Genomic DNA, 25,542 nt, shown 5'->3' with positions numbered 1-25,542 from the left:
GCTGACTCACAAAAATTCGAAGAATTTTTGTCGAGACTCACAATCCACCGCAACATAGTTGCGGGGAAGTTGAATAATCGTAGATTATTCAACTAAACCAAAGGTTTTTGTCGAGAAGTATATTTTAGTCAAGTTTTATGTCAGATGGTGTTAAATTTGTTATGCACCTGACTATAATATCTTAGTTATTTTCAATAGGAAATAAGTTAAAAACAAATAAAAAAGTATAACTTTAGAAATAAATTATTATTTTTAGATATTTTAAAGAAATATGGATTATTCAAGTAAGTAAAAATAATCATCTAGCCAATTAACACAGCCAACTTTAGATTCTTTATTTTTTAATGCAGTAACTATTTCATTTACAATGGATTCCGAGCTCCTATTGGTGGTATCAATTTCATAAACACTATTTTCAGAATGAGGTTGATTTTCAATGGCTTCAGCCAGGCAGACATCGAGTATTTCTGCTTGAACATTTTCCATAACTTTTTTTTCACTGTAACCTCTTTCTCTCAATCTCTTAATTAAAATTTCTGGATTACATCTTAGAACTATCGTATAGTTAGAATCCAAGGAATGACTTAAATGACCATCCAATATGATATTTTCAGATTTTTTAGATATTTTATCTATAAAATCATTAAGTTTTTTAAAGTCAACAACATAGGAATCCATTTCCTCGTCTTTCTCAGAGTATAATCTATTTTCTTTTACAACCTCGGTTATATTTATGTGTATGAAGTCGTTTTTAAAAAATTCCTTTAATTTTTCGACCAGTATTTTAGAAACTGTGGATTTTCCAACCCCTGGCGTCCCAGTTATGGATATTTTAATTTTACCACCTATTTATTTTCTGTAGTTTCTCCTGAAACATACCTGTCAATGTCCACATCAGATTTAACTGCAAGTATTATATTTTCCCCGATTCTACCGAGGCTATAACCAAGGGTTTCCAGATATCTCTTGAAGTCTATAAACTCTTTTTCTATAGCCTCAACTGGGATTTCTTCAAGGTTTATTATGATTAAATCATGTTCAACTATTTCTTTAATGTTTTCAAAATCATCTGGGGATTTTATCCTGGTTGTAAGTATCCTAGGCATAATTTTTTTAGTTATTACTTTAACATTTTCTGTAGCTTCTTCCTCTGGAGATTCATTTTTTGGAAGGGGAATTTCCTCTGAATCTTTAATTTCGTAAGCAGAGTATTCCTCCCCAATTACTACATATTCTTCTTCATGAACAGGAACCTGGGCAGGTAGATCTTTATTTCCTACAAATATTCTTTTTATCTTTTTGAACATACTTCTTCCTCCCATTTCATGTATACTTATATTTATTCTATTATTATATCATTCATGTTATTATAACTATTAATTAATTATGATACTTTTTTAGATGATTTATTTATCTTTTATGATTTGTTATTTATGAAAAAACAGTTTTAATATTCTCACGCATTTACAACTAAGAAGACCCCTACAAAAACTAAGAATGCACCGAAAATCACTTTAGCCGAGGGTATACTTCTTGAAAGTACGATAGTTGTTAGTATTGTAATTAAAGGGTACATACTAGTTATTACTACAACTCTTGATGGAGTAGATGCTTCGAGAGCTCTGTAGAATAAATATTGGGCAGTTACTCCTGCAAGTAGTGAAACTATTGCAAGGTATATAATGGGTTTTATGTTGGAAAATAAAGCATTGGTGTTAAGTTTTCCAGCAGTTATAAAAATAATAGAAATAAAAACAAAATCCATCATTATCCTTAAGAAAACTGCAGAGGATGGTTCAATGTGATCAAGTGCCTTTTTTTCAATTATTGGGGAGATGCCCCATAAAACTGCTACGAGTATGGCTATAAACTCTCCTTTCACGGTATCACCAGTTTGGAAAATAACTAATTCATCATCGTACAAAACAATATAAATAATTTGAAGGACTTAATTTTGATTATAGATTCACACATCCCGTTATGCCGAATATTAACTCACGAAACATAGGTGTTTCGTCAAGGTAGAAAAATTTAAATACATGCCTTTAATCTAGTTTTAAGGTTATTTGTATAATATCACGTGGTTGTATTTATTAAGATAAGATGTTATTTGGAGGGAAAGAATGTTCCTAACTATGGATGATTTTGATTTTAAAGGAAAAACTGTGGTATTGAGGGTAGATATTAACAGTCCTATCGATGTAAATATGGGCATAATATTGGATGACACCAGAATTAGAGCTTGTTATGATACTGTTAAAGAGCTCTCCGATAAGGGGGCTAAAGTGGTCATTCTTGCCCATCAAAGTAGGCCTGGAAAGAAGGATTTCACAACGTTGGAGTCTCATGCAAAGAGATTCTCTGAAATTCTTGGAAAGGACGTTGAATATGTTGATGATATTTTTGGGTCTCATGCAAGGAATAGTGTTTTAAACATGAATGATGGGGACATAATTTTGCTTGAAAATGTTAGATTATGTTCTGAAGAGGTTTTGAAGGAATGGAGTAAGTGGGAAGATATAACTCCAAAAAAACAGGCTAAAACTCTTTTAGTAAAAAAACTTTATCCATTGTTTGACTATTTTATAAACGACGCTTTTGCTGCAGCACATAGAGCTCAGCCATCGTTAGTTGGATTTGCGTACCGTATTCCAATGATTGCTGGAAGGATAATGGAAAAAGAGATTAAGATACTCAGCAAGGTTTTAAAGAATCCTGAAAGGCCGTCAATTTTCGTTTTAGGTGGGGCTAAGGCAGATGACAGTATAGAAGTAACCAAGAACGTTCTTAGAAATAACTATGCGGATAGAGTTTTAACAACAGGGATTGTGGCAAACATTTTTTTAATGGCAAAAGGCTATAAAATGGGACCAAATGAAAAAGTTATCGAAGACATGGGTTACCTGGATCAGGTGGAAATAGCCAAGGAGCTCTTAGATGAGTTTGGTGATAAAATAGTTATTCCAATTGATGCAGCCTTGAATGTAGATGGAAATAGGGTTGAAGCTGTTTTGAAACTTGAAGAAGATATTAAATATCCAATCTATGATTTAGGGGAAAAGACCATCGAACTTTACGATAAGATAATTAAAGAAGCTAAAACAATAGTTGCAAACGGTCCTGCAGGCGTATTTGAAAATAAAAACTTTTTAAAAGGTACTGAAGGAATTTTAAGGAGCATAACCGAGTCAGAAGGATTTTCAGTAATTGGTGGAGGGCACCTATCAGCTGCAGCAGAGGTTATCGGTGTTGCAGACCAAATAGACCATATAAGTACTGGTGGTGGAGCATGTATTGAATTTTTAGCAGGTAAAAGACTCCCAGTTATCGAGATATTAAAGGAATCCTATGAAAAATATAAAAAATAACTTTATTTTAATTTATAGTCGTTCTGCAGTTATCCAACACTTAAAATTTTTAAACTTAAGGTACATTAAAATCATGTTGAATATTTAATTGAAATTTAATGTATGTATTTATGACATTTTGCAGAACGGCTATATTTAACGTTTTTAAATAGAAAATTATATATAATTGCCAAATCACCAATTATTTAAAATTGATATAGGGGATTTTATGAATTTAAAAAAACTTGCAGATGAGATAAAAAATTTTGAAGGCGTTTTAAGAAAAAAGGAGATCAAAAATGTAGTCAATAATTTCAAATTTGAGGAAGAATACGGCTTTGAAATAATTGCCGATTTCGGGGACGATGCTGCAATAATTGGAATAGATGGTGAAAATGCAATTTTATTGGCTGCAGATGGGATATGGGGTAAGTTATTAGAAAAAGATCCCCAGTGGGCAGGATACTGTTCTGTACTTGTAAATGCCAATGATATTGCAGCAATGGGGGGCAAATCAATTGCAATGACCAATATAATAGGGATTAAGGACTGTGACGTGGGAAAGAAGGTTTTAAAAGGTGTGAAAGAGGGAGTTAAAAAATTCGGAATTCCTATGGCGGGGGGACATACTCATCCAGATGCTCAATGTAACGTTCTTGATGTTTCCATAACGGGAATTGTTAAAAGGGATAATGTATTGAGAAGCGATGGAGCGAAGGTTGGGGATAAAATAGTTTTTGCCTATGATTTGGATGGAAAACTTCATGAGACTTTTAATTTGAATTGGGATACCACCACAATGAAGTCAAAGAAACTTGTTAGGGATCAATTAAAAGCCCTTGAAATTATTGGGGAAGAAAAATTGGCTAATTCGTGTAAGGACATAAGTAATCCCGGGGCATTGGGTACTCTTGGAATGCTTTTAGAGGTTTCAAAGAAAGGTGGGTTTGTAGATGTTACAAAAATCCCTAAAAACGAAGAAATACCGTTAAATCACTGGTTAAAAATTTATCCAGGCTGTGCTTTTGTATTCACCACAAAAGAAGAAAATGTAAATAGACTTAAAGAGGTCTTGGAATTTGTAAATATTTCAGCTGAAGTTTGTGGGGAAGTTACTAAGGAGCAAAAGCTTGTAATAACTGATGGAACTGAAAAAGAGATATTATTTGATTTTGAACGTGAATATATATGCGGATGCTAAAATGTGGTAAAGTATGGATCTAAACTAAAAAGACTCTATATGGTTTAAGACTATTATATAATATTTTGATACTATTTTTCATGTTGGCGTATATTTGGTGAAAGAATGAAAATAGCAGTTGACGGGGTTTTTTATACCAAAGAAAATATTGACTTTGAAAAGATACTTAAGGAGATAGTAAATATATTGGGTGAAGACGTTAGAGTTCAATCTGTAGAATTCCCCGAGATTGCAGCAATATTCGAGGACGACTACTATTACAGGGCGGGATTTATGCTTGACAAAGAAGTGGATGAGGAGCTCCCAGCGCATGAACTTAAAGATATAAAGGAAAAAATAAAAAAACTATTTCCGGAAGGTACCGTTATATACACATTAACCTGTGAAATACTATGAACATGAATAATACTAATAAAGGGAATAATGGCAGTGTAAGGGATTTTTACGATAACTGGAATGTAGAGGAATTCCCTGATTATTTGAAACTTATTATGGAATTTGAGGAACAGCTTATTTTTGATATTTTATCCAACATGGATGTGTTAAATAATAATTCCAAAACTGATAAATTGGTTTTGGACTGTGGATGTGGTTTTGGTTCTTTTTATCCTTTAATAAAGGATTTCAACACAATATATATGGATTTTTCGTTAAATCTTTTAAAAAAATTTAAAATAAATACCAATAAGGTATGCGGAGATATTCAAAATTTGCCTTTTAAGGACAATACGTTTGATCTGGTGCTTTGTATCAACGTTCTTGAACACGTAGATTTTGAAAGGGCCGTAAATGAAATAAAGAGGGTTTTAAAAACTAACGGAACATGTATCTTTGTTGTGGTTAACAGAGATTCAATAATAAACGAAGAAATATTTACAGACTGGAAAATAACTCATAATTCATTAAGTATTGATGATTTTAAAGACTTTGAATATAATGACGGAAAGTTTTTAATTAAATATTGGAGATCATTTTACTTTGTACATCCTATTTTTAAGGTATTTCCAAAGTTTATTTTAAAGAGAATTTTAAATATCTTTTACAAGCTGGATAAGTTGGGTGAAACTAATATACTTAGGAGGAAAGGTCAGTTTTTAATGGTGGCTATGGTGAAAAAATGAAAAAAATGATTTACACACTTGGACCTAAGGGAAGCTACAGTGAAAAAGCGGCTAAAATTTTTTCAAGTTTGATTCATAAAAAACAGGATGAGTTCCAAAATACGCCCATATCTGAACAGGATGGGGATATTATCTATTGCGGTTCAATTTATGAAGTTTTTGAATGCGTGGAAAAAAATAAAAATACCTATGGTGTGGTTCCTTCCGAAAACTCAATTGAAGGTTCTGTAACGTTAACTCAGGATTTACTCTTAGAATTCCCCGTTAAAATAGTGGGGGAAGTGGATATTACTATAAATCATTGTTTAATTGGCTACAACAAGGATAGAATAAAGAAAGTTCTATCTCATCCCCAAGCTCTTGCACAGTGTAGAAAATATATAAAAAAACATGGTTGGGAAGTACAGGCAGTTTCAAGTACTGCGAAAGCCGTAAAAACAGTTTTTGAATCTAAAAATCATGAATTAGGGGCAATAGGTTCAAAAGAAACAGCCAAAATTTATGATTTAAAAATACTTGATGAACATATTCAGGATTATCCAAATAACAAGACTAGGTTTATACTTATTGGAAGCGATGAGTCTAATTTTGATTTTAATTTAGAAAGTACTATACAAAAATCTACAGTAATTCTCGAACTAAAGGAGGATAAACCAGGTTCTCTGTATAATATATTAAAAGAATTTTATGAAAGAAATATCAATCTAACAAGGATAGAGTCAAGACCTTCCAAAAAGAAACTAGGATCATATATTTTCTACATCGATTTTGAACATGGGCTTAATGAAAATTATATTTTGAATATATTGGATACACTGGATAATCATTTGTCCAATATAAAGTATCTTGGAAACTATGGGGTATTTAACGAGGAGGGGGTTAATTAGTTCATCTGCGTTTATTTCTATCTTTAGTTTTATCTTTATTTTTTACCCTCTTAAATATCGTAGTGTATATATACGAGTATTATATTAACTGTTGAACAACCTACATCATTAAAGTATTCGGGTGTTAGAATGGAAAGCTATATACAGAATCTATTTGCGGAAAGAATTGGTGGAAGCAACTTCGGAAAAGAGGATGTAATCTACAAGTTTGAGAAGATAAAAAGAGCTAAAATGGAAGCAAAAAAGAAATACCCTAATGTGGAATTAATAGATATGGGTGTTGGAGAACCTGACGAAATGGCAGATGAAAATGTTGTTGAAGTTTTAAGCAATGAAGCTAAGAAACATGAAAATAGAGGTTATGCAGATAATGGGATCCAAGAGCTCAAGGATGCAATCCCACCATACATGGAAAAGGTTTATGGAGTTAAAGACCTCGACCCAGTTAATGAAGTTATTCACTCAATGGGTTCAAAACCAGCTCTTGCTTACATAACTTCCGTTTTCATTAATCCTGGAGATGTAACATTAATGACAGTTCCAGGGTATCCAGTTACTGCTACCCACACAAAATGGTACGGCGGAGATGTTCACAACCTTCCACTTTACGAAGAAAATGGATTTTTACCAGATTTGGAAAGCATCCCTGAAGACATTAAAAAGAGAGCAAAATTACTCTATTTAAACTACCCAAACAACCCAACAGGAGCTCAGGCTACAAAGAAATTCTACAAGGAAGTAGTGGACTTTGCATTTGAAAATGAAGTTATAGTAATTCAGGATGCAGCTTACGGAGCTCTAGTGTATGAAGATAAACCTCTTTCATTCCTATCAATAAAGGATGCAAAAGAAGTTGGTGTTGAAATTCACAGCTTTTCAAAAGCATACAACATGACTGGATGGAGATTGGCTTTCCTGGCTGGAAACGAATTGATAGTAAAGGGTTTTGCAACTGTTAAGGATAACTACGACAGTGGACAGTTCATACCAATCCAAAAGGCAGGAATTTACTGTTTGAACCATCCAGAAATTACAGAGAGAACAAGACAGAAATATGAAAGAAGATTGAAAAAGATGGTAAATATATTAAATGAAGTAGGATTTAATGCTAAAATGCCTGGTGGAACATTCTATCTCTATATTAAAGCACCAACTGGAACAAAAGACGGTGTTGAGTTTAAAAACGCTGAAGAATTTTCACAGTACTTAATAAAAGAAAAACTGATTTCAACTGTCCCATGGGATGATGCAGGAAGCTATATAAGAATGGCTGCATGTTTCGAAGCATTTAAGGACGGTAAAATATCAATTGAAGAAGAAGATAGAATATTGAATGAAGTAAAAAGAAGACTTTCAGATGTTGAATTTGTATTCGAATAATTCTTCAAGTAATATTTTTTATTATTTCTTTTCTATTTTAGACCACTATTTTTCCTTTTATCATTATTGCAGGTGAAATAAGTTTTCCTCTTTGTTCTACATTATCGAGCGGAATTGCTGTTTTTAAACTTTCAAAGATGTTTCCTGAAAGCAGTCCTTTTTTAACTGGGATTTCTTCTCCGTCTTTTACGATATAGCTGTTGCTTATTTCAACTGAAAAGTCTCCAGTTATTGGGTTGGATGTGTGGGTTCCTATCAGGGTATTTATGTATAGATACTCATCAAAGTCGTTTATTTTGCCATGTGGTTCAATTATAAAGTTAGATGGGGATACTCCCGGCAGGTCGTTGTATCCTCTCATTCCGTTTCCGGTGGATTTCTTGTTTTCAATATTTGCCCTTTTTATATCGTATAAATAACCTTTTAAAACACCATTTTCCACTAAAATAGTTCTTTTTGTTGGTACTCCCTCTCCATCAACTTTTGAAGAATAAAGGCCCCCATCAATCGTTCCATCGTCAACTATTGTAATATTTTCTCCAAAGACTTTTTCCCCAATTTTATCCTTTAAAACAGATCTGTTTCTCTGTATATTTTCAGCGTTAAATGACGGTATTAAAGTATAACTCAGTAGAGAACTTAGAGCTCTAGGACTGAGAGCTATGTTTCCTTCATAATCTGTCTTTATCCCTTCAGGTTTTTTTAAAAATTCAATAACTTTATTTGCAATTTCATCAACTTCAAACACATGATTTTTTGTTAGGTATTCGTAGGCTGTTTCACCATCTTTTATTCCAGAAATTGAAGCTGAATAGTATGTGAATTCTTCCTGAACATCAACGCCTTTTGAGTTGGCTATCCAGTTCTGTTCATAGGCCTTTGAAATCCCCCCTCCTGTAACTGTTATATTTTCGTCCTTTAACATATCTTTCATTGAAATCAAGTCATCTACAAGGTTAGTTTCATCTAAATCTAATATTTTTTTATAATATACTCCTTTAGGATCTTTGTATTCTTCAGGTTCTGGAAGGGAAGTGTATGGATCTGGAATAAGGTTTTCCATGGCTTTATAGACCACTTCAACATCCTTCTTACTTGAATATGCAAATCCAACTTTTTTATCCTTTATAACTCTGACACCAATTCCAAAACTACTTGATGTTTCAACACTATCCAAGTTTTCCCCATCGAGCTCTGCACTAAAGTCAGTACCTTCTGATAAAAATACTTCAACTTCAAAATTGTTATTTTTTCCAATCTCTAATATTTTATCAACTAAATAACCTAATTCAGATTTCATAGTAACACCTAATTGTTATTGGGTATGTATTCCAGTTCATAGTATTTCTACGAACAAGCGTCATAAATAATTTCTTCAATTTTTGATTTAAGGTAAATTACCCTCATTCTAATTTGATCGGAGCTCAGGACTTAAAACCTTAGGTTTCGGAGCGAAGCGAAGAGCTGCAAAATCCGCAAGGATTTTGCTTAATTAAGTTTTCTTCACTTCTCAACGAAAATCTTTCAGATTTTCGTGAGTCTCGACGAAACCGAAGGTTTCGTGAGTCAGCAAATCTTCGATTTGCTTCGACAGTAAATCTGAAAGATTTACTTCGACGTTCGGAAATGTTGCAAAATCTTTGATTTTGTTCATATTTGAAATATGATAATGACATCTGATTGTAGAACGACTATATCATTCATAAATATTAAATACTATTGTTTTTTAATAATGCTCTTTATGAACTTTTAAGTGGTATGCAATTTTATTAAACCTAATTATATAATAAATATCAAGGGTCCATATGGCCCATAAACTTAAAAAAAGAAATAAAACCATATATCCAAATTTGGAAATCAATGACGTTAATGGTGCAGTTGTAATGCATGCCACTATATTTTCCGGAGGGAAAAAATGAGTATTAATTATAAAGTACTAACCGCCATACCGATAATTCTGGCGATTCTTTCGGGAATCTTGGTTTTAGTAAATGGATTACCAGAAAGTATTGACGTAAGCGGTGGGGTAGAGATTAGCTTAATGGCTCCGAAAAATACAAACATAGATTTATTGAAGGAGGAGCTGTCTGGATCTGAAATAAAAAAGGCAGAAACTCAATCTGGAACATATATAATAATTAAATTAGGAAAAGAAAATGACATTAACACCGTAAGAAGCACGTTAAAGAGTTTTTTTAATGTAAATGATCTAAATGAGCTTAAATACACAGAAAAACAGATAGGGCCTTCTTTAAGTGCAAAGTTCTGGGAGGAAGGCATTAAAGCAGTTGGTTTCGCATTTTTGTTTATGGCCACTGTTGTTTACTTTGTGTTCAGAACTCCTATACCAAGTGCTGCTGTTATTCTTGCTGCAGCATCAGACTTAATGATTGCACTGGGAGGAATGAGTTTATTCAACATTCCTATTTCAACTGCAACAATTGCAGCCCTACTTATGATTATTGGTTACAGTGTGGATACCGATATAATGCTTACTACAAGGGTTTTAAAGAGAAGGTCTGGAACATTGGATGAAAGGATAAAAGAAGCTATGAAAACCGGAGTTACAATGTCCCTTACCACAATCGTGGCTATGGCAACTCTTTATCTTGTAGTTACATTTATGGTTCCTGCTGCAGGACTGCTTGGAAATATCGCGATAGTATTGTTATTGGGCTTAATAGCGGATTTAATGACTACTTGGATGACAAATGTAGGAATATTGAGATATTATGTTACAGAGTACAAAAAAGAGAGATAAAAGAAATAAGTATCTATAATGAGGAGATACTATATGAAGATACTAAAAGATAGTAAAGTTATGGTTCTTTTAGTATGTGTTGTTGCTTCAATACTGCTAATTGGATTTAAAGGAATTTCATTTGGGGTTGACCTTAGTGGAGGTTCTGTAATTGTGTTGAAAACTGAAGAACCTCTTTCAGAGCAGAATATGACGGCAGTTACTGAGATATTGTCCAATAGACTTAATGCAAATGGTTTAAGTGATGTTAGAATTTATCCGAGAGGTAACGATGAAGTAATTATTGAAATACCTCAAAGTGCAGATTTGGAAAGAATTGAGAAAATTCTAACGCAACAGGGTGTATTTGTAGCAAAAATTAACAATCGAACTGCTTATACTGGGCAAGATGTAGCTTATGTTGAAGAACCAGGAATTACGGCTTCTGGTTACGGCGTTAGCTTTAAATTAACAACCGAAGGAGCAAAGAAGTTTGCTGAGATAGCCTACGGAAAAGGGGGTTATCCAGTTGAGTTGTATATGGATGATAAATTGATAAGTAATCCAATTCTTTCTCCAGGGCTTGCAGATGGAAAACTACATCCTGACCAGGTTATTACCGTTGCAGGTAAAAATCCAACTAAAGAGGACGAAAACGAAGCCTGGGCAATATATACTGCATTGAAATCAGGTTCTTTACCTGTTAAAGTCCAAATTGAATATATAAGCTCTGTATCGCCTACACTTGGAAAAGAGTTTGTTAAAGGTGCACTAATAGCTGGTCTATCTGCATTCTTGGCAGTTGCTGCTATTATGGGTTTTAGATACAAAAATCCAAAAATTGTGATTCCAATACTTGTAACCTGTGCATCAGAAGTTATAATCATATTGGGATTCGCAGCTCTGATAGATTGGAAAATAGATCTAGCATCAATTGCAGGTATTATAGCTGCAGTAGGTACTGGGGTAGATGACCAGATTGTTATTACCGATGAGACATTCTCAAAAGGCCCAAGAAGGGTTGTAAAAAGTATGAAAAGAGCTTTCTTCATAATATTTGCGGCCGCGGGAACTACAATAGCCGCAATGCTCCCATTGTTTGTTATGGGAATTGGAATGTTAAAAGGTTTCGCCATAACAACCATAGCAGGGGTTTTAATTGGTATATTCATATCAAGACCTGCATTTGCGAGAATAATACAACATGTAATAAAACATGGAAACTAAATAAAAACTAAATAATAAATATAACAGAGGCAATAATAAAAAATAAATAACTTTTTTCTTTTATTTTATTTAGTACGGCCTATGAAAGAGAAGCTAACGAAATTTTCATCTATCAAGATATTTCAGGTACAGGGATTTATATGACGCCAAGAACTCTAAGAAATTTACTATTTTATGGGATTGGGATCCTTATTATATTAATAATAATTTACTACATAGGAATTGAAGAAGTTTTAAGAGTAATAGCATCCACAGATTTAAAATTGTTTTTATTTGCAGTTTTGGTTTATTTTTTGACATTATTTGTACTTATGCTAAGGTGGAAGTATATATTGAATATCAATGGATTCAATGCAACTTTAAAAAATCTGTTTTTGTTGATAACAATGGGGCAGTTTATAAACAATGTAACACCTTCCATGAAAGGAGGTAGTGAACCTTTTAGGGCATATTATTTATCAAAGTTGGAGAATATCCCCTATCATATTACGTTTTCTACAGTAGTGATTGAGAGATTACTGGATAGCGTAGTGTTTTTGATATTAACATCCGTTGTAATAATAAAATTAACAATCAGTGGGGCTATTTACTCAGAAGCCTTTATTTTAGCATGGATTCTTATACTTGGTCTCACAGCCCTTAGTTTATATGTCCTAATGCACAGAAAATTGGCTCTCAATATAGTTTTAAAAGTCGCCAATGTAATGGCTAGATTTTCTTCAAGAACGATAAATGAGGACGATATAAAGAAATCAATAGTTGAGTTTCAAAATAGCATAAGATTTTTTAAGAATGAGAAAAAAGGAATTTTAATATCCTTAATACTTTCTATTATGTGGTGGTTACTGGATATTTCAAGGATATATATTTTATTTGTAGCTATCAAGAGTAATATTTCATTAATGGCAGTTTCATCAACCTACCTCATGTCGTTACTAGTTGGAATATTACCAACACTACCTGGAGGTCTTGGAACCGCAGATACGGTTATGATAGCAATGTATTCATTTTTTAAAGTACCTTCTTCACAGGCTGCAGCAGGTACGATTTTGGACAGAGCAATTTCATACATAATGGTGACCATAATGGGCGCCATAGCGTTTAGTATTATAAAGACAAGTGTAAAAAGAGCTCAATGATTTTAAAAAAGTAGCAGGTGAGATTACATGATAATCAATATAACAACTGGAAGAATAGTAAAATCCTTAGAGGCGTTCAAAGGTTCAAAGCCCATTTACAGTGGAGAAGGAATTTTAATCGTAAGAGGTGTATGTAGAGACAAGAACTTCGATAATTATGATTCAATTAGGAATTATTTGGCAGATAAATTAAAGGAAAATGGATTTGAAGTCTGTGATGAACTGGACATTATAAGTTTCGTTGATAGAATAAATGAAAAATTGGGGGAAAATTCTGCCTATCCAGATAACTTTGGATTTGAGGTTTTAAAAAAATCTTTTGAAAGTATGGGTTGTGAGTGCGATTATATCGTAGGAAAAAAAGGAGAGTTAATGGTAGGAATAAGCATGTGGTATGATAAAAATACCAAAAGTCCTAAGTTTGTTGAAGTAGTTTGTTGTTAGGTTTTTACTGTATTCTCATTTTTTGTTTTTTATTAATTTTTACCTTTTTTACTGTTTTGCAGATTTGGCAGTTTCTTCAATGAATTCTATAACCTCATCAAGTCCTTCTTTGGTTTTTACGGAGGTTAGGAGAACTTTCATATCTTTGTTAATTGATTCTGCATCCTTCTTCATCTTTACAGGATCTGCTCCAACGGCCTCAGCAATATCTATTTTGTTTATTATAGTTAAATCAGCAGTTTTAAAAATTTCTGGATGCTTTTCAACTGTATCGTCTCCTTCAGTTACACTAACAACTACAATTCTCTTGTGGGTTCCTAAATCAAAATCAGTTGGACATATGAGGTTTCCAACATTTTCTATGAATATAATATCAAGATTTTCCAAATCCAAATCAGGGAATACGTGACCTACTAAATGGGCATCTAAATGGCATTCTTTTCCAGTATTTAATGGTATAACTTTAACACCATGTTTCTCCATTCTTCCAGCATCGTACTTGGCTATTACATCTCCTGCAATACAGGCTATTTTATATTTGTCTTTTAGTTTTTCTATTAAATATTCGATTAAAAGGGTTTTACCACTCCCGATGGCACCCATAAAATCAAATGCTATAACTCCGTGTTTATTTAATAAATTTCTATTTTTATCAGCATGTTTTTTATTAGCCTTTATTATATCTTTTCCAATATTCAATACATCAACAAAATGCATGATATCACCTTTAAGTAACTCAATATTAAATCAATATTAATGCTAGTTTATAATGATTAGCCATACCTTAATAGAAAATTACTAGTATACGTAATAAAGTTAGGTTAATATAAATCCAATATATTAATTTAAGTTTATTGCCAAAGTTTTATTGATATACGAGTAGTATATCCTGTTTTCAACTCATAATATTTAAAATTCTATCATGGTTATTATGAATATTATGGTATCCATATACAAACCTATTGTTATAAGACTTTAAAATAGATATAATTAAAATTATTTAAATAATAAATGTACATTCTGTTATGCAATTTCTTATTTTGTTATATTATGTGAATATATGGGATATATCTAAAGAATATATGTTAACTGATAACTAATTATAGTAGAAATTGTCAAAATTCAAAATAAAAATAATGCATTATAAATTATGTTATAATTTGGTGGAATTATGGTCTATTTTAAAAGGAAGAATATTTTTAGTTTTAGTAAGGCTGAAATCAAGGATTTAGCCATCTCTACATTGGCTATAGCTCTAATATTTGCATGGAATAGTCGTGGTTTCCCCACCTTTGATTCATGGTTCATTTTAAAGATGGTCATATCAACTTTCACAGTTGGAACTGGTTTTATTCTTCACGAACTGGCACATAGGACAGTTGCACGACATTTTGGGGCCTGGAGTGAGTTTAAAGCATGGTATGAAGGACTGGCTATTGCACTTGCTTTAAAAATGTTGTTGGGAGCTACGTTTATAGCCCCTGGTGCAGTTTATATATACAAAGACTATTTGACTTCAGAGGAAAACGGATTGATATCTATTGCGGGACCTTTGACAAATGTTGCATTGGCGTTTGTATTTTTAATACTTCATATTCCAATAATATCTGATATTGGCTATATGGTGAACATATTTCTTGCGGCATTTAATATGATTCCAATCTATCCACTTGATGGAGCTAAAGTACTTAACTGGAATCCCGTAATTTGGGCAGTTGTGGCTATTCCATTATTTTTATCCGTGCTCGGGGTGCTGTAAAATAAATGTTAATGCTGTAGCGTACATTTGAATAGTTTGACAGGTAATGTATATATCGGGGGTAATTATGGAATTCGAACTTTGGGTTAGAATTATTAAAGAAAGTATCGAAAAAAAAGATATTGAACCTTGGAATATCAATATTGCAGAAATTGCCGATGAGTATATTGGAAAAATAAAAGAGCTCAGAAGATTTGATATAAGGTTATCTGCAGATGTCGTTCTTGTGGCAGGAATTTTGCTCAGAATGAAATCTCAAATTCTCTATGGGGAATGTGAAAATGTTTTTAACGAGGAAGATGTGGAAGATGAAGAATATTACGAGGAGGAGTATATTGGAGAGTATGATGTGGATGATTCCAAAGTTAAAGACCAATTAACTAAACAAAAGAAAAAAAGCAACGACAAAAGTAAAAAGCAAATGAGTTTGAATGATTTAATCAGCACCTTAAAAACCGAGCTCAGGAAAATCAAGGAAAAGAAACCTAAAAAGAAAAGAGAAAAGACTTCTTTAAATGTTTATGAAATAGTCGAAGAAATGGTTGAAGAAGATGATATATCTGATATTATGGATTATTTAATTTCTGAACTTGAAAAATCTGGGGGAAGATTTGTATTCCAAGCTAAGTTTTCAAGTAGGGATGAATTGATAAAGAATTTTTTACCGTCCCTTTACTTGTCAAATGATGGAAAAATAACACTTCACCAGGAAGAGATTTTTAAAGACTTAATTGTTGAGCTAAAAAATAAATAACCAACTACTAATTGTATAATTATGTATAACAATAACACAATTCCATAAAATTTATATAGAAGTCCATAGTCATATACATACCGTTAAGGTTCAAAAGGACTCTAATACACTTATAAAAAAGGGGTGAAATCATGGCAGCTAACCAGCCAGTAGTAGTATTACCTGAAAACGTAAAAAGATTTATGGGAAGAGATGCTCAAAGAATGAACATCTTAGCAGGAAGAATTATCGGTGAGACAGTAAGATCCACATTAGGTCCAAAGGGAATGGACAAAATGTTAGTAGATGATTTAGGTGACATTGTTGTTACAAATGACGGTGTTACAATCTTAAAAGAAATGAGTGTAGAACACCCAGCAGCTAAAATGTTAATTGAAGTTGCAAAAACACAAGAAAAAGAAGTTGGAGACGGTACAACAACAGCTGTTGTTATCGCTGGTGAATTATTAAGAAAAGCTGAGGAATTGTTAGACCAAAACGTACACCCAACAATTGTTATTAAAGGTTACCAGTTAGCAGTTCAAAAAGCACAAGAAGTATTAAAAGAAATAGCAATGGATGTAAAAGCAGACGATAAAGAAATATTACACAAAATAGCAATGACCTCAATTACTGGAAAAGGTGCAGAAAAAGCTAAAGAAAAATTGGGAGAAATGATCGTTGAAGCTGTTACTGCAGTTGTAGACGAAAGTGGAAAAGTTGACAAAGATTTAATAAAAATCGAGAAGAAAGAAGGAGCTTCAGTTGACGAAACCGAATTAATCAATGGTGTATTAATAGACAAAGAAAGAGTAAGCCCACAAATGCCTAAGAAGATAGAAAACGCAAAGATCGCATTATTGAACTGCCCAATCGAAGTTAAAGAAACAGAAACAGATGCAGAAATTAGAATCACAGATCCTACAAAATTAATGGAATTCATTGAACAAGAAGAAAAAATGTTAAAAGATATGGTAGATACCATAAAAGCTTCAGGAGCAAACGTTTTATTCTGCCAAAAAGGTATTGATGACTTAGCACAACACTACTTAGCAAAAGAAGGAATCCTTGCAGTAAGAAGAGTCAAAAAATCAGACATGGAAAAATTATCAAAAGCTACTGGAGCTAACGTAGTAACAAACATCAAAGACTTAAAAGCTGAAGATTTAGGGGAAGCAGGAATTGTAGAAGAAAGAAAAATTGCTGGAGACGCAATGATCTTCGTTGAAGAATGCAAACATCCAAAAGCAGTAACAATGTTAATAAGAGGTACAACAGAACACGTAATTGAAGAAGTAGCAAGAGCTGTAGATGATGCTATTGGAGTTGTAGCATGTACCATCGAAGACGGTAAGATCGTTGCAGGTGGTGGAGCTGCAGAGATAGAATTAGCAATGAAATTAAGAGACTACGCTGAAGGAGTAAGTGGAAGAGAACAATTGGCAGTTAGAGCATTTGCAGATGCTTTAGAAGTAGTTCCAAGAACATTAGCAGAAAACGCAGGTTTAGATGCAATTGAAATGCTCGTTAAATTAAGAGCTAAACATGCAGAAGGAAATAACGCATACTATGGGTTAAACGTCTTCACAGGCGATGTTGAAAACATGACTGAAAACGGAGTAGTTGAACCATTAAGAGTTAAAACTCAAGCTATACAATCAGCTACAGAAGCTACAGAAATGTTATTAAGAATAGACGATGTAATCGCTGCAGAAAAATTAAGCGGCGGATCTGGCGGAGACATGGGAGACATGGGCGGAATGGGAGGTATGGGCGGAATGATGTAATTCCCCCTACGTCCTTTTTCTTTTTTAGGAGACAATATTTATAAATTTAAATAAAATAATACTATATAATTTAAATATAAAAATTATAATGTTTTTAAAATAGATAATAGTGATTAGTATCTTGGAATTCCTCCAATATTCTTCACAACGTTTAAAAAACTTTTTTCCAAATCTTTTAATTCTTCTTTTTTATAGGAGTATATTCTAAAAGTTACACTTTTAAATCCTTCTTTTACTTTGTTTCCTTCGTAAATATCAATAATTTCAATATCAAACATACAGTTCAACATTTTTAAAATAATATCCATATTTACTTCCTTTTTAAATAAAAATGATATGTCGTAATAATATTTTTTTAAATTCTCTTCTTTCCATTGTTTTAATTCTTCATCGCTCATTAAGTTTGCATTGGCTATGCTGACCTTCAGATCCTCTCCATTTTTGTCTATAATTACCTGATCGTCAATAATATCTTTTACAATGCCGAAATGAACTTTATTTGAATAAACATGTTTTAATCCTATTTCTTTGCCAATGGATTTTTTAATCTTTTCTAGCTCTTCACTAATTGCATTAACGGCTTTATTTGAGTAGTTCAATCCCCTTTTGGTTTCGTTCCCAAAGTGTTTGGCGGCATTCTTCATTATTTCCACAAATGAATCCCTGTCCTTATCCTGAACCACAGATTTTATTTTGTTACATTCTTTTATGAACGTTTCATGAATGTGGCCTATTTGAGGGTTGTGCATCTGGATATCTGCGTAAAGATAAGGATTCTGCCCTATAATTCTTGCTATAATATTTATCATAAGTTCGTAGATAGGTGAAGCAAAGTTTCTTGATTCTTTAATGTCAATATCCAGCTCTTTAAGTGCGGATCCTAATGAAATATATGCAAAATGTGTCAAGCCTTGAACCACGCCCATTATCCTATCGTGTTCTTCTGGTTTAACTACAATAACTTTTGCCCCTTCTTCTTCAAGGAAATTTTTGACCTTATCAAACCATGGGTTTTTCATATGTTTTTCTGAAGGTGTTAGAATAACAACCTGTCTTTTTAAGGAAGGGGTTGCAGGACCAAACATTGGGTGGGATGGTATTATGCACACACCTTCTTTGGCATTTTTCTCCATCGCCTTTGTCGGAATTTCCTTTATAGATGTTAAATCCATGAGAAGACAGCCCTCTCTTACATGAGGAGCTACCTCTTCTATTACCCTTTCAGTTACATTTATTGGGACTGCCACCATGACAATATCTCCTTTTTTGGCAGCTTCGATATTGTTGTTTGTATACTTTACATTTAGTTCTTTTTCAACGCCTTTTCCCTTTATAACATCCCGCCCCGTAACTAAAACATCAAATCCCCTATCTTTCAGGTATTTTGCAAACCATTTTCCAAGTCCATCTGTCCCGCCAATTATGGATACTAACATATGCAGTTCATCTCCTAAACCTTTAATAATATAGTTACGATTATAATCTATATATCCTAATATGATAATTAGTCGTCTGTGAAGATAATATAAATAATTATATTAATTCTAATTAATTTTTAATTTTTTAGTGCAATATACGTGTAGAATGACCATATATGGGGGTTACAGTATTAGAACCATTTTAATACCACATATACAATTCTTATATTATATGTATGAAATTTAACAATAAAAATTTATAACCATCAAAAGGTTTTGTTTAATCATCTTTGGATTTATAGTCGTCTGCGAATATGTGTTATGACGTATTATCTTAAATTTCAATTGAATTGTTTAACAAACATCTAATTTAAAATTAAATTATAATAAACGATATTTAATTGCAGAACGGTTATAGTCTCAAATAATTATTTATATTTAATACTATACCTATAGGATTAGACAAAAACATTATTTATTGCACTCCATTAAAATTGGGGATTTTACTTTATAATTAAGGTGATTGGATGATTACTGAAAGAGCTCAGGAATATTTAGAAAAAATTGAAAAATCAGATATAAACGGATTCATAGAAGTCAACAGTGAGAGGGTTTTAAGAGAAGCTGAGGAACTTGAAAAAAACGAAGAACTAAAGAAAAAACCATTATATGGAAAAATTATTGCTGTAAAATCCAACATTAACGTTCAGGGATACACGATCTCCTGTGCATCAAAAACACTTGAAAACTATATCGGAACATATGATGCAACTGTTATTAAGAAATTAAAATCTCAAGGTGCTTTAATTATTGGAATGACAAACATGGATGAATTTGCCAGTGGAAGCAGTGGTGAGACATCCTACTACGGAGCTACAAAAAACCCTGCTGCAAAAGATAGAATTCCAGGAGGGAGTAGTTCTGGAAGTGCCGCAGCTGTAGCAGCTGAGCTCTGTGACATGGCACTTGGAAGTGACACAGGGGGAAGTATAAGAAACCCTGCAAGTCATTGTGGAGTTGTAGGATTTAAACCGTCCTATGGTGTTGTCAGCAGACAGGGGCTCTGCGATTTGGCGATGAGTTTTGATCAAATAGGACCTTTAACAAAAAATGCAGAAGATGCATTACTTTTAACAAATGCTATAAAAGGAAAGGACGTTTCAGACAGTACAACAGTTGAAACTCCTAAATTTGAGAAAAAAGATGTAGGTAACTACAAAGTAGGAGTAGTTAAGGAGTTTATGGACGTAACTGATGAAAAAATAAGGAACAAAATAGAGGAAGGGATCGAGGTCTTTAAAGATTTAGGTTGTGAAATTGTTGATTTAAGTTATAAATACGTTGATTTAGCACTTCCAACATACTATCTCATAAACTATGTCGAGTTCTTCTCTGCAACAAGGAAGTTCGATGGAAGAAGGTATGGCTACAAAATAGAAGAAACCTGTGGAGAGGAAGTTTTAAGAAGAATTTTAATAGGAAAACACATAAGTGAGAAGGAATTTAGTGGAAAATACTACAAAAAAGCTTTACAGGCAAGAAACTTGATGAAAAAAGAAATGTTAGGTTTGTTTAAGGATGTGGATGTTATTGTAGGTCCAACGGTTCCAAAACTACCGCACAAAATAGGAGATGAACTTTCACCAATGGAAATGTATGCCTACGATGTTTTAACAGTCCCAACAAACATCTGTGGAATATGTGCAGGTGTAGTTAACTGTGGAGATATAAACGGAATTCCTGTAGGTTTACAAATCCAAGGAAAACCATTTGACGATGAAAAAGTTTTAAGTGCAATGATTGCATTTGAAGAAGCCACTCAATAAATTTTATTTTTTATAAAAAATAATTATAATATTATTTTTCTTTTTTATCATGGTTTCAAATAAAATAGATGACTTTCACACTTGCAATCTGAACATCCAAAACCTTTAATAGGATCTAAAAACCTGCTTAATTCTTTTGCAGTTTCACATTCACATTCTTCTTTTGAAATGTATATCTCTTTAATATTTCCAAACTCCAGCAAATAATCAATATGCCAGTGTTTGTTCTTTTCCTTTGATAAATGTCTGTTTATTCGATTGTATAAGTTTACCGAGCTCCCCATTGCAGAACCTACATAAAAATAGTATCCTTTTTTAAACTTCTGGGTCTCTCTATTCTTCTTGAATGTTATATTTTTTGAGCTGTTGAGTTTTATCTTTAAAACATAAGTCCCCCTATCCTTTGGAATGGATGATTTTGGGGTTTTTATAAATCCATATGTTTTTAAGACATTTTCCAAGGAGCTCAGCTTTTCATAATATGGACAGATTTTTCTAACTTCATCATAGCAGGTTTTGCATTTTGGTACTGGGGAACATATTTCCCTTCCAAAAACCACCAAAAGATTGTTTATTTCTTTCCAATATTTTTTATGGAGTTTTTTTCTAAGTTCCATTTCTGTTTCTTCTGGAGTATCTGTATTTACATAATCCCATCTATTACATATCCTGTGTACGTGGGTATCGACACATATTCCATAGTTATCAAAAGCCAAGGTAACTACCAAATTGGCGGTTTTTCTTCCTACACCTGGAAGCTTTACAAGTTCTTCAATATTTTTTGGAACTTTTGAATTGTAGTTTTTAACTAAAATTTCCCCCAATTTTTTTAAATTCTTTGCTTTGGTTCTATAGAAACCTGAAGGATAAACCAAGTTCTCCAATTCTTTTAGATCAATATTTATAAGGTCTTCAGGGCTCTTAACTTTCTTAAATAGTTCTTTTGATACTTTTTCAGTAGTTTCATCCTTAGTTCTTGCACTTAATATTGTAGATACTAGAACTTTAAATGCCATTTCGTCTTCTTCTAGGGTATTTGACGCAATCTCATTTACCACAGCATTTTTATTTAAATTTTGGTTTAAAATATCTAAAAATATCTCAAAATTTGATTTAGAGTCGTATTTATTATTTTTATCTTCCATAGTTCCACTATATGTATGTTTTAGATATTTCAAAAATATTTTCTACAAATGTATTATATTATGAAAAATTATTCTGAAGCACTAATTAAATAAATATCAACTAGAAGTACTATGGAATATAGGATAAAAAATATTTGCTATTTTCTCGCTTCTGCGGTTTTAAAATTAAAATAAATTTTAATAAATGTAGAATATCAAAAGTAGTATTAAGGAGAGAATGGAAAGATCTCTTCTCGTTTTTCAGTTTTATTGGTGTTATTAAATGTATATTTTATTTTACACCATCCATCTTCCTTTATTAAATATTCTTCCCCTTTTTTGACGGGTGTAATATTGTATCCTGCCTTCTCCCCCATAATTTCAAACATTATAGGGATTGGACATGCCATTCTATTTATTTCTGCCATACCTATGGATTTAGGACAGAACTTACATGCATTCGTCTTTATCCAAATATTAATTTGATCATTTTCTAAGAAAACTTTTATATTGTCACTTATTCCCAATCCGTTATTTACATCGCCTACAAATTCTTCAAAGTTAGTATAGTTTTCCTTAAGATGTCCTTCAGCCTTTAATATATCGTACAGCTTGGTAGAGTGATTTTTCATAACTGCATTTATGAGCTCCTGAGGGGCGGTAATTAATTCGGATATAACTCCTAAGAGTGATGCACAGAAACAATGCAATGGCGTTATTTTTCTATATTCTATAAGTTCCGTTATTTTTTCAGATGAATACTCCATGTACATCACATCATTTTAATATTTATTGGTATTTTAATGGATTTAGTTCTATAGAGGTGGTTTATTTAAGAATTAAAAAGGCCTACGTAGTTATGCATGATCTGGGTTTAACACGCTGGTCGTACTATCAGTCGTGAGCGACTCATTCACGCTTTTTATACAAATGATATATAATAGTATCTAATATGTGCATACGGTTTGTATGCCGCATGTGGCCAATTAAAAACTTCTGTTGGAAATTTTATGGGTATCTTCGATGTTAATTCTAAAGATCTCAGCAATAACCATTTTATGTACAAAACTGTGCCTTATTCTTTCTTTGACATTTTAATCAACCTTTGGTCTTAACATTATTAATATTTGGAATATGGGTATTTAAATAATTAATGCAGTGTACTAACTTATGTATTCATTAGCATATAAATATTTCTATTTTGCTACATTTATTTCATAAATTATGTACTATTAAATTTATCCTATAAACTTAATTATTTTTATATTTTACATACTATTTATTACTTATTATTTATTTTACATACTATTTATTACTTATTATTTATTTTACATATTATTTATTACTTACTATTTATTATTTATTAATAAATCTATAATAATTACGTTAGTTATTGATTATTAATTAATATAAATTAGATATATGGATTTTAGTTATAAGCGGTTCATAAAAACTCATATATATTAAAAACTGGATTCTTTAAAATACAACTTACAAGGTGGAAACGTGTATAGAATCTGTGTAATAGAAGGAGATGGAATAGGTAAAGAAGTAGTACCTGCTACTGTTAAAGTTTTAGAAGCTACTGGCGTATCTTTTGAGTTCATAAAAGCAGATGCTGGAGATGAAGTTTTCGAAAAAACGGGAATAGCACTACCTGAAGAAACTGTGGATATTGCAAAGAAATCAGATGCAGTACTGTTTGGAGCTGCAGGGGAAACTGCTGCAGATGTTATTGTAAAATTAAGAAAATTGTTGGATACTTATGCAAACGTTAGACCTGTAAAATCCTATAAAGGTATAAACTGCTTAAAAGACGATATAGATTATGTTATCGTAAGGGAAAACACAGAAGGCCTTTATAAAGGTCTTGAATCTGAAATTGTTGATGGAGTAACAACTGCAACAAGAGTTATAACAAGAAATGCATGTGAAAAAATCTTTAAGTTTGCATTTGAATTAGCAAAAGATAGAAAGAAACAAGGAAAACAAGGAAAAGTAACCTGTGCCCACAAAGCAAACGTTTTAAAATTAACAGATGGACTATTTAAAAACACTTTTTACGATGTAGCCAAAGAATACAGCGACATAATCAGTGAAGATTATTACATTGATGCCATGAACATGTATATAATAACAAAACCAGAAACATTTGATGTTGTTGTTACTTCTAACCTATTTGGTGATATTTTATCGGATGGGGCTGCTGGAATGGTTGGAGGGCTTGGAATGGCACCTTCAGGTAACATCGGTGACAAACACGGTTTATTTGAACCAGTTCACGGCTCAGCCCCAGATATCGCAGGAAAAGGAATTGCAAACCCAACTGCTACAATATTGACAGGGGTTATGATGTTAAGGTATTTAGGAGAAAACGAAGCTGCAGATAGAGTTGAAAAGGCGCTTGAAGAAGTTCTTGAAAAAGGCCTTACAACCCCTGATTTAGGCGGTAATTTATCAACCTTTGAAATGGCTGAAGAAGTGGCAAAAAGAGTATAATATTAATAGAAATATTTGCATATGGTACTTTGGCGAAACTTCAAATTTTTTCAAATTATAATATTTTATTTCTTTGAATCTAAGTAACATATGTGTGTAAAAATTTAAAAAGAAAGTATTATTTAACTGCAAGTACTATAGTTGTCATAGCAAAACCTACAGGTGAAAAAATGGACTTAACCGCAGCTGACATCTCAAGTATCATTGAAAAACAACCACTTTACAGTGGAAAGGCAAAATCCATATATGAAATAGATGATGACAAGGTTTTAATTGAATTCAGAGACGATATTACTGCAGGAAATGGGGAAAAGCACGATGTGAAAAAAGGAAAAGGCCACCTAAATGCCTTAATATCTTCAAAATTGTTCGAGCTCTTAAATGAAAATGGTGTTCCTACACATTTCATAGAATACATTGAACCAATCTACATGATTGCTAAAAATGTAGAAATCATACCAATTGAGGTTATAGTTAGAAATATTGCCGCAGGGAGCTTATGTAGAAAATACCCATTTGAAGAAGGTAAAGAATTAGCAACCCCTATTGTACAGTTTGATTATAAAAACGACGACTACGGAGACCCAATGTTAAACGATGACATAGCTCTTGCCTTAAACCTTGCAACAGAAGAGGAATTAAAAGAATTAAAAGAGTTAGCATTGAAAGTAAATGAAACCTTGAAAAAATTCTTTGATGAAAAGGGCATAATCCTTGTAGATTTCAAAATCGAGATTGGAAGAACAAAGGATGGAAAATTAGTAGTTGCAGACGAAATTAGCCCAGACACCATGAGATTATGGGATAAAGAAACAAAAGATGTTCTTGATAAGGATGTTTATAGAAAGGACATGGGAGATGTTGTTGGAAAATACGAAGTTGTAGCTGAAAGAATTGGATGTTTATAAGC

The 25,542-nt window shown here is 32.5% G+C and carries 24 protein-coding genes; 16 read left to right on the top strand and 8 right to left on the bottom strand.

The window, feature by feature from the left end; genetic code table 11:
- Positions 1-276: 276 nt before the first annotated feature.
- The 3 genes from F555_RS0102245 to F555_RS0102235 form a co-directional block, all read right to left on the bottom strand.
- Entirely contained in the window at positions 277-825 is a 549-nt protein-coding gene (locus F555_RS0102245; RefSeq protein WP_366246634.1) for an adenylate kinase family protein, read from the bottom strand.
- 20 nt (positions 826-845) lie between these two features.
- Positions 846-1,307, bottom strand: coding sequence for a hypothetical protein (locus tag F555_RS0102240; RefSeq protein WP_018153597.1), 462 nt, complete (start codon positions 1,305-1,307; stop codon positions 846-848).
- A 149-nt stretch (positions 1,308-1,456) separates the two neighbouring features.
- Positions 1,457-1,882, bottom strand: a complete 426-nt coding sequence (locus tag F555_RS0102235; RefSeq protein ID WP_018153596.1) for an EamA family transporter — start codon at positions 1,880-1,882, stop codon at positions 1,457-1,459.
- A gap of 241 nt (positions 1,883-2,123) precedes the next feature.
- On the opposite strand from F555_RS0102235, the gene F555_RS0102230 reads away from it, so the two are divergent.
- The 6 genes from F555_RS0102230 (at position 2,124) to F555_RS0102205 (ending at position 7,936) form a co-directional block, all read left to right on the top strand.
- Complete coding sequence (locus tag F555_RS0102230; protein WP_018153595.1) at positions 2,124-3,368, top strand: phosphoglycerate kinase; 1,245 nt, start codon at positions 2,124-2,126, stop codon at positions 3,366-3,368.
- Positions 3,369-3,576: 208 nt separating this feature from the next.
- On the top strand, positions 3,577-4,548 hold the full coding sequence (locus F555_RS0102225; protein WP_018153594.1) for a methanogenesis marker 2 protein: 972 nt from the start codon (positions 3,577-3,579) through the stop codon (positions 4,546-4,548).
- A 105-nt stretch (positions 4,549-4,653) separates the two neighbouring features.
- A complete protein-coding gene (locus tag F555_RS0102220; RefSeq protein ID WP_018153593.1) occupies positions 4,654-4,944 on the top strand; it encodes a hypothetical protein in 291 nt (96 codons plus the stop codon).
- Positions 4,941-5,669 (top strand): class I SAM-dependent methyltransferase, encoded by a 729-nt coding sequence (locus tag F555_RS0102215; RefSeq protein WP_018153592.1) that lies wholly within the window; start codon positions 4,941-4,943, stop codon positions 5,667-5,669. Before F555_RS0102220 ends, F555_RS0102215 begins: the two co-directional genes overlap by 4 nt.
- A gap of 5 nt (positions 5,670-5,674) precedes the next feature.
- Positions 5,675-6,556, top strand: coding sequence for a prephenate dehydratase (gene pheA / locus F555_RS0102210; protein WP_026182915.1), 882 nt, complete (start codon positions 5,675-5,677; stop codon positions 6,554-6,556).
- 129 nt (positions 6,557-6,685) lie between these two features.
- The gene (locus F555_RS0102205) at positions 6,686-7,936 is read left to right on the top strand and encodes an LL-diaminopimelate aminotransferase (RefSeq protein WP_018153590.1); all 1,251 of its coding nucleotides are present in this window, start codon (positions 6,686-6,688) and stop codon (positions 7,934-7,936) included.
- A 37-nt stretch (positions 7,937-7,973) separates the two neighbouring features.
- On the opposite strand, the gene F555_RS0102200 is transcribed toward F555_RS0102205, so the two are convergent.
- Positions 7,974-9,236: a TldD/PmbA family protein gene (locus F555_RS0102200; protein WP_018153589.1), complete on the bottom strand. Its 1,263-nt coding sequence runs from the start codon at positions 9,234-9,236 to the stop codon at positions 7,974-7,976.
- Between the two features lie 615 nt (positions 9,237-9,851).
- On the opposite strand from F555_RS0102200, the gene F555_RS0102190 reads away from it, so the two are divergent.
- The 4 genes from F555_RS0102190 to F555_RS0102175 all read left to right on the top strand — a co-directional run bounded on the left by F555_RS0102190 (position 9,852) and on the right by F555_RS0102175 (position 13,486).
- A complete protein-coding gene (locus F555_RS0102190) occupies positions 9,852-10,697 on the top strand; it encodes a protein translocase subunit SecF (RefSeq protein WP_018153587.1) in 846 nt (281 codons plus the stop codon).
- Between the two features lie 33 nt (positions 10,698-10,730).
- Entirely contained in the window at positions 10,731-11,903 is a 1,173-nt protein-coding gene (locus tag F555_RS0102185; protein ID WP_018153586.1) for a preprotein translocase subunit SecD, read from the top strand.
- Positions 11,904-12,043: 140 nt separating this feature from the next.
- Positions 12,044-13,042, top strand: a complete 999-nt coding sequence (locus F555_RS0102180) for a UPF0104 family protein (protein WP_018153585.1) — start codon at positions 12,044-12,046, stop codon at positions 13,040-13,042.
- Between the two features lie 27 nt (positions 13,043-13,069).
- Positions 13,070-13,486 (top strand): DUF2120 family protein, encoded by a 417-nt coding sequence (locus F555_RS0102175; RefSeq protein ID WP_018153584.1) that lies wholly within the window; start codon positions 13,070-13,072, stop codon positions 13,484-13,486.
- Between the two features lie 48 nt (positions 13,487-13,534).
- On the opposite strand, the gene hypB is transcribed toward F555_RS0102175, so the two are convergent.
- Positions 13,535-14,203 carry a hydrogenase nickel incorporation protein HypB gene (hypB, locus tag F555_RS0102170; protein WP_018153583.1) on the bottom strand — a complete coding sequence of 223 codons (669 nt, stop codon included), beginning with the start codon at positions 14,201-14,203 and terminating at the stop codon, positions 13,535-13,537.
- 454 nt (positions 14,204-14,657) lie between these two features.
- Between hypB and F555_RS0102165 the strand changes: the two genes are divergently transcribed.
- The 3 genes from F555_RS0102165 (at position 14,658) to thsA (ending at position 17,765) form a co-directional block, all read left to right on the top strand.
- On the top strand, positions 14,658-15,245 hold the full coding sequence (locus F555_RS0102165; RefSeq protein WP_018153582.1) for a zinc metalloprotease: 588 nt from the start codon (positions 14,658-14,660) through the stop codon (positions 15,243-15,245).
- Between the two features lie 67 nt (positions 15,246-15,312).
- Positions 15,313-15,999: a segregation/condensation protein A gene (locus F555_RS0102160; RefSeq protein ID WP_018153581.1), complete on the top strand. Its 687-nt coding sequence runs from the start codon at positions 15,313-15,315 to the stop codon at positions 15,997-15,999.
- Positions 16,000-16,130: 131 nt separating this feature from the next.
- On the top strand, positions 16,131-17,765 hold the full coding sequence (thsA, locus tag F555_RS0102155; RefSeq protein WP_018153580.1) for a thermosome subunit alpha: 1,635 nt from the start codon (positions 16,131-16,133) through the stop codon (positions 17,763-17,765).
- Between the two features lie 113 nt (positions 17,766-17,878).
- On the opposite strand, the gene F555_RS0102150 is transcribed toward thsA, so the two are convergent.
- Positions 17,879-19,201, bottom strand: a complete 1,323-nt coding sequence (locus tag F555_RS0102150) for a prephenate dehydrogenase (RefSeq protein WP_018153579.1) — start codon at positions 19,199-19,201, stop codon at positions 17,879-17,881.
- Between the two features lie 509 nt (positions 19,202-19,710).
- Between F555_RS0102150 and gatA the strand changes: the two genes are divergently transcribed.
- Entirely contained in the window at positions 19,711-21,009 is a 1,299-nt protein-coding gene (gene gatA, locus F555_RS0102145) for an Asp-tRNA(Asn)/Glu-tRNA(Gln) amidotransferase subunit GatA (RefSeq protein ID WP_018153578.1), read from the top strand.
- A 47-nt stretch (positions 21,010-21,056) separates the two neighbouring features.
- On the opposite strand, the gene F555_RS0102140 is transcribed toward gatA, so the two are convergent.
- Positions 21,057-22,154 carry a DUF123 domain-containing protein gene (locus F555_RS0102140; RefSeq protein WP_018153577.1) on the bottom strand — a complete coding sequence of 366 codons (1,098 nt, stop codon included), beginning with the start codon at positions 22,152-22,154 and terminating at the stop codon, positions 21,057-21,059.
- 206 nt (positions 22,155-22,360) lie between these two features.
- Positions 22,361-22,900, bottom strand: a complete 540-nt coding sequence (locus tag F555_RS09175) for a hypothetical protein (protein WP_018153576.1) — start codon at positions 22,898-22,900, stop codon at positions 22,361-22,363.
- A 739-nt stretch (positions 22,901-23,639) separates the two neighbouring features.
- Here F555_RS09175 and leuB point away from each other — a divergent pair.
- The gene (gene leuB / locus F555_RS0102130; RefSeq protein WP_018153575.1) at positions 23,640-24,632 is read left to right on the top strand and encodes a bifunctional 3-isopropylmalate/3-methylmalate dehydrogenase; all 993 of its coding nucleotides are present in this window, start codon (positions 23,640-23,642) and stop codon (positions 24,630-24,632) included.
- Positions 24,633-24,802: 170 nt separating this feature from the next.
- Entirely contained in the window at positions 24,803-25,540 is a 738-nt protein-coding gene (purC, locus tag F555_RS0102125) for a phosphoribosylaminoimidazolesuccinocarboxamide synthase (RefSeq protein ID WP_018153574.1), read from the top strand.
- Positions 25,541-25,542: the final 2 nt, after the last annotated feature.

The organism is Methanothermococcus thermolithotrophicus DSM 2095 (assembly GCF_000376965.1).
GTDB classification, from domain to species: domain Archaea; phylum AGJL01; class Methanococci; order Methanococcales; family Methanococcaceae; genus Methanothermococcus; species Methanothermococcus thermolithotrophicus.
Note: the sequence above shows the minus strand (reverse complement) of the source record. Positions and strands in the feature narration are given on the sequence as shown.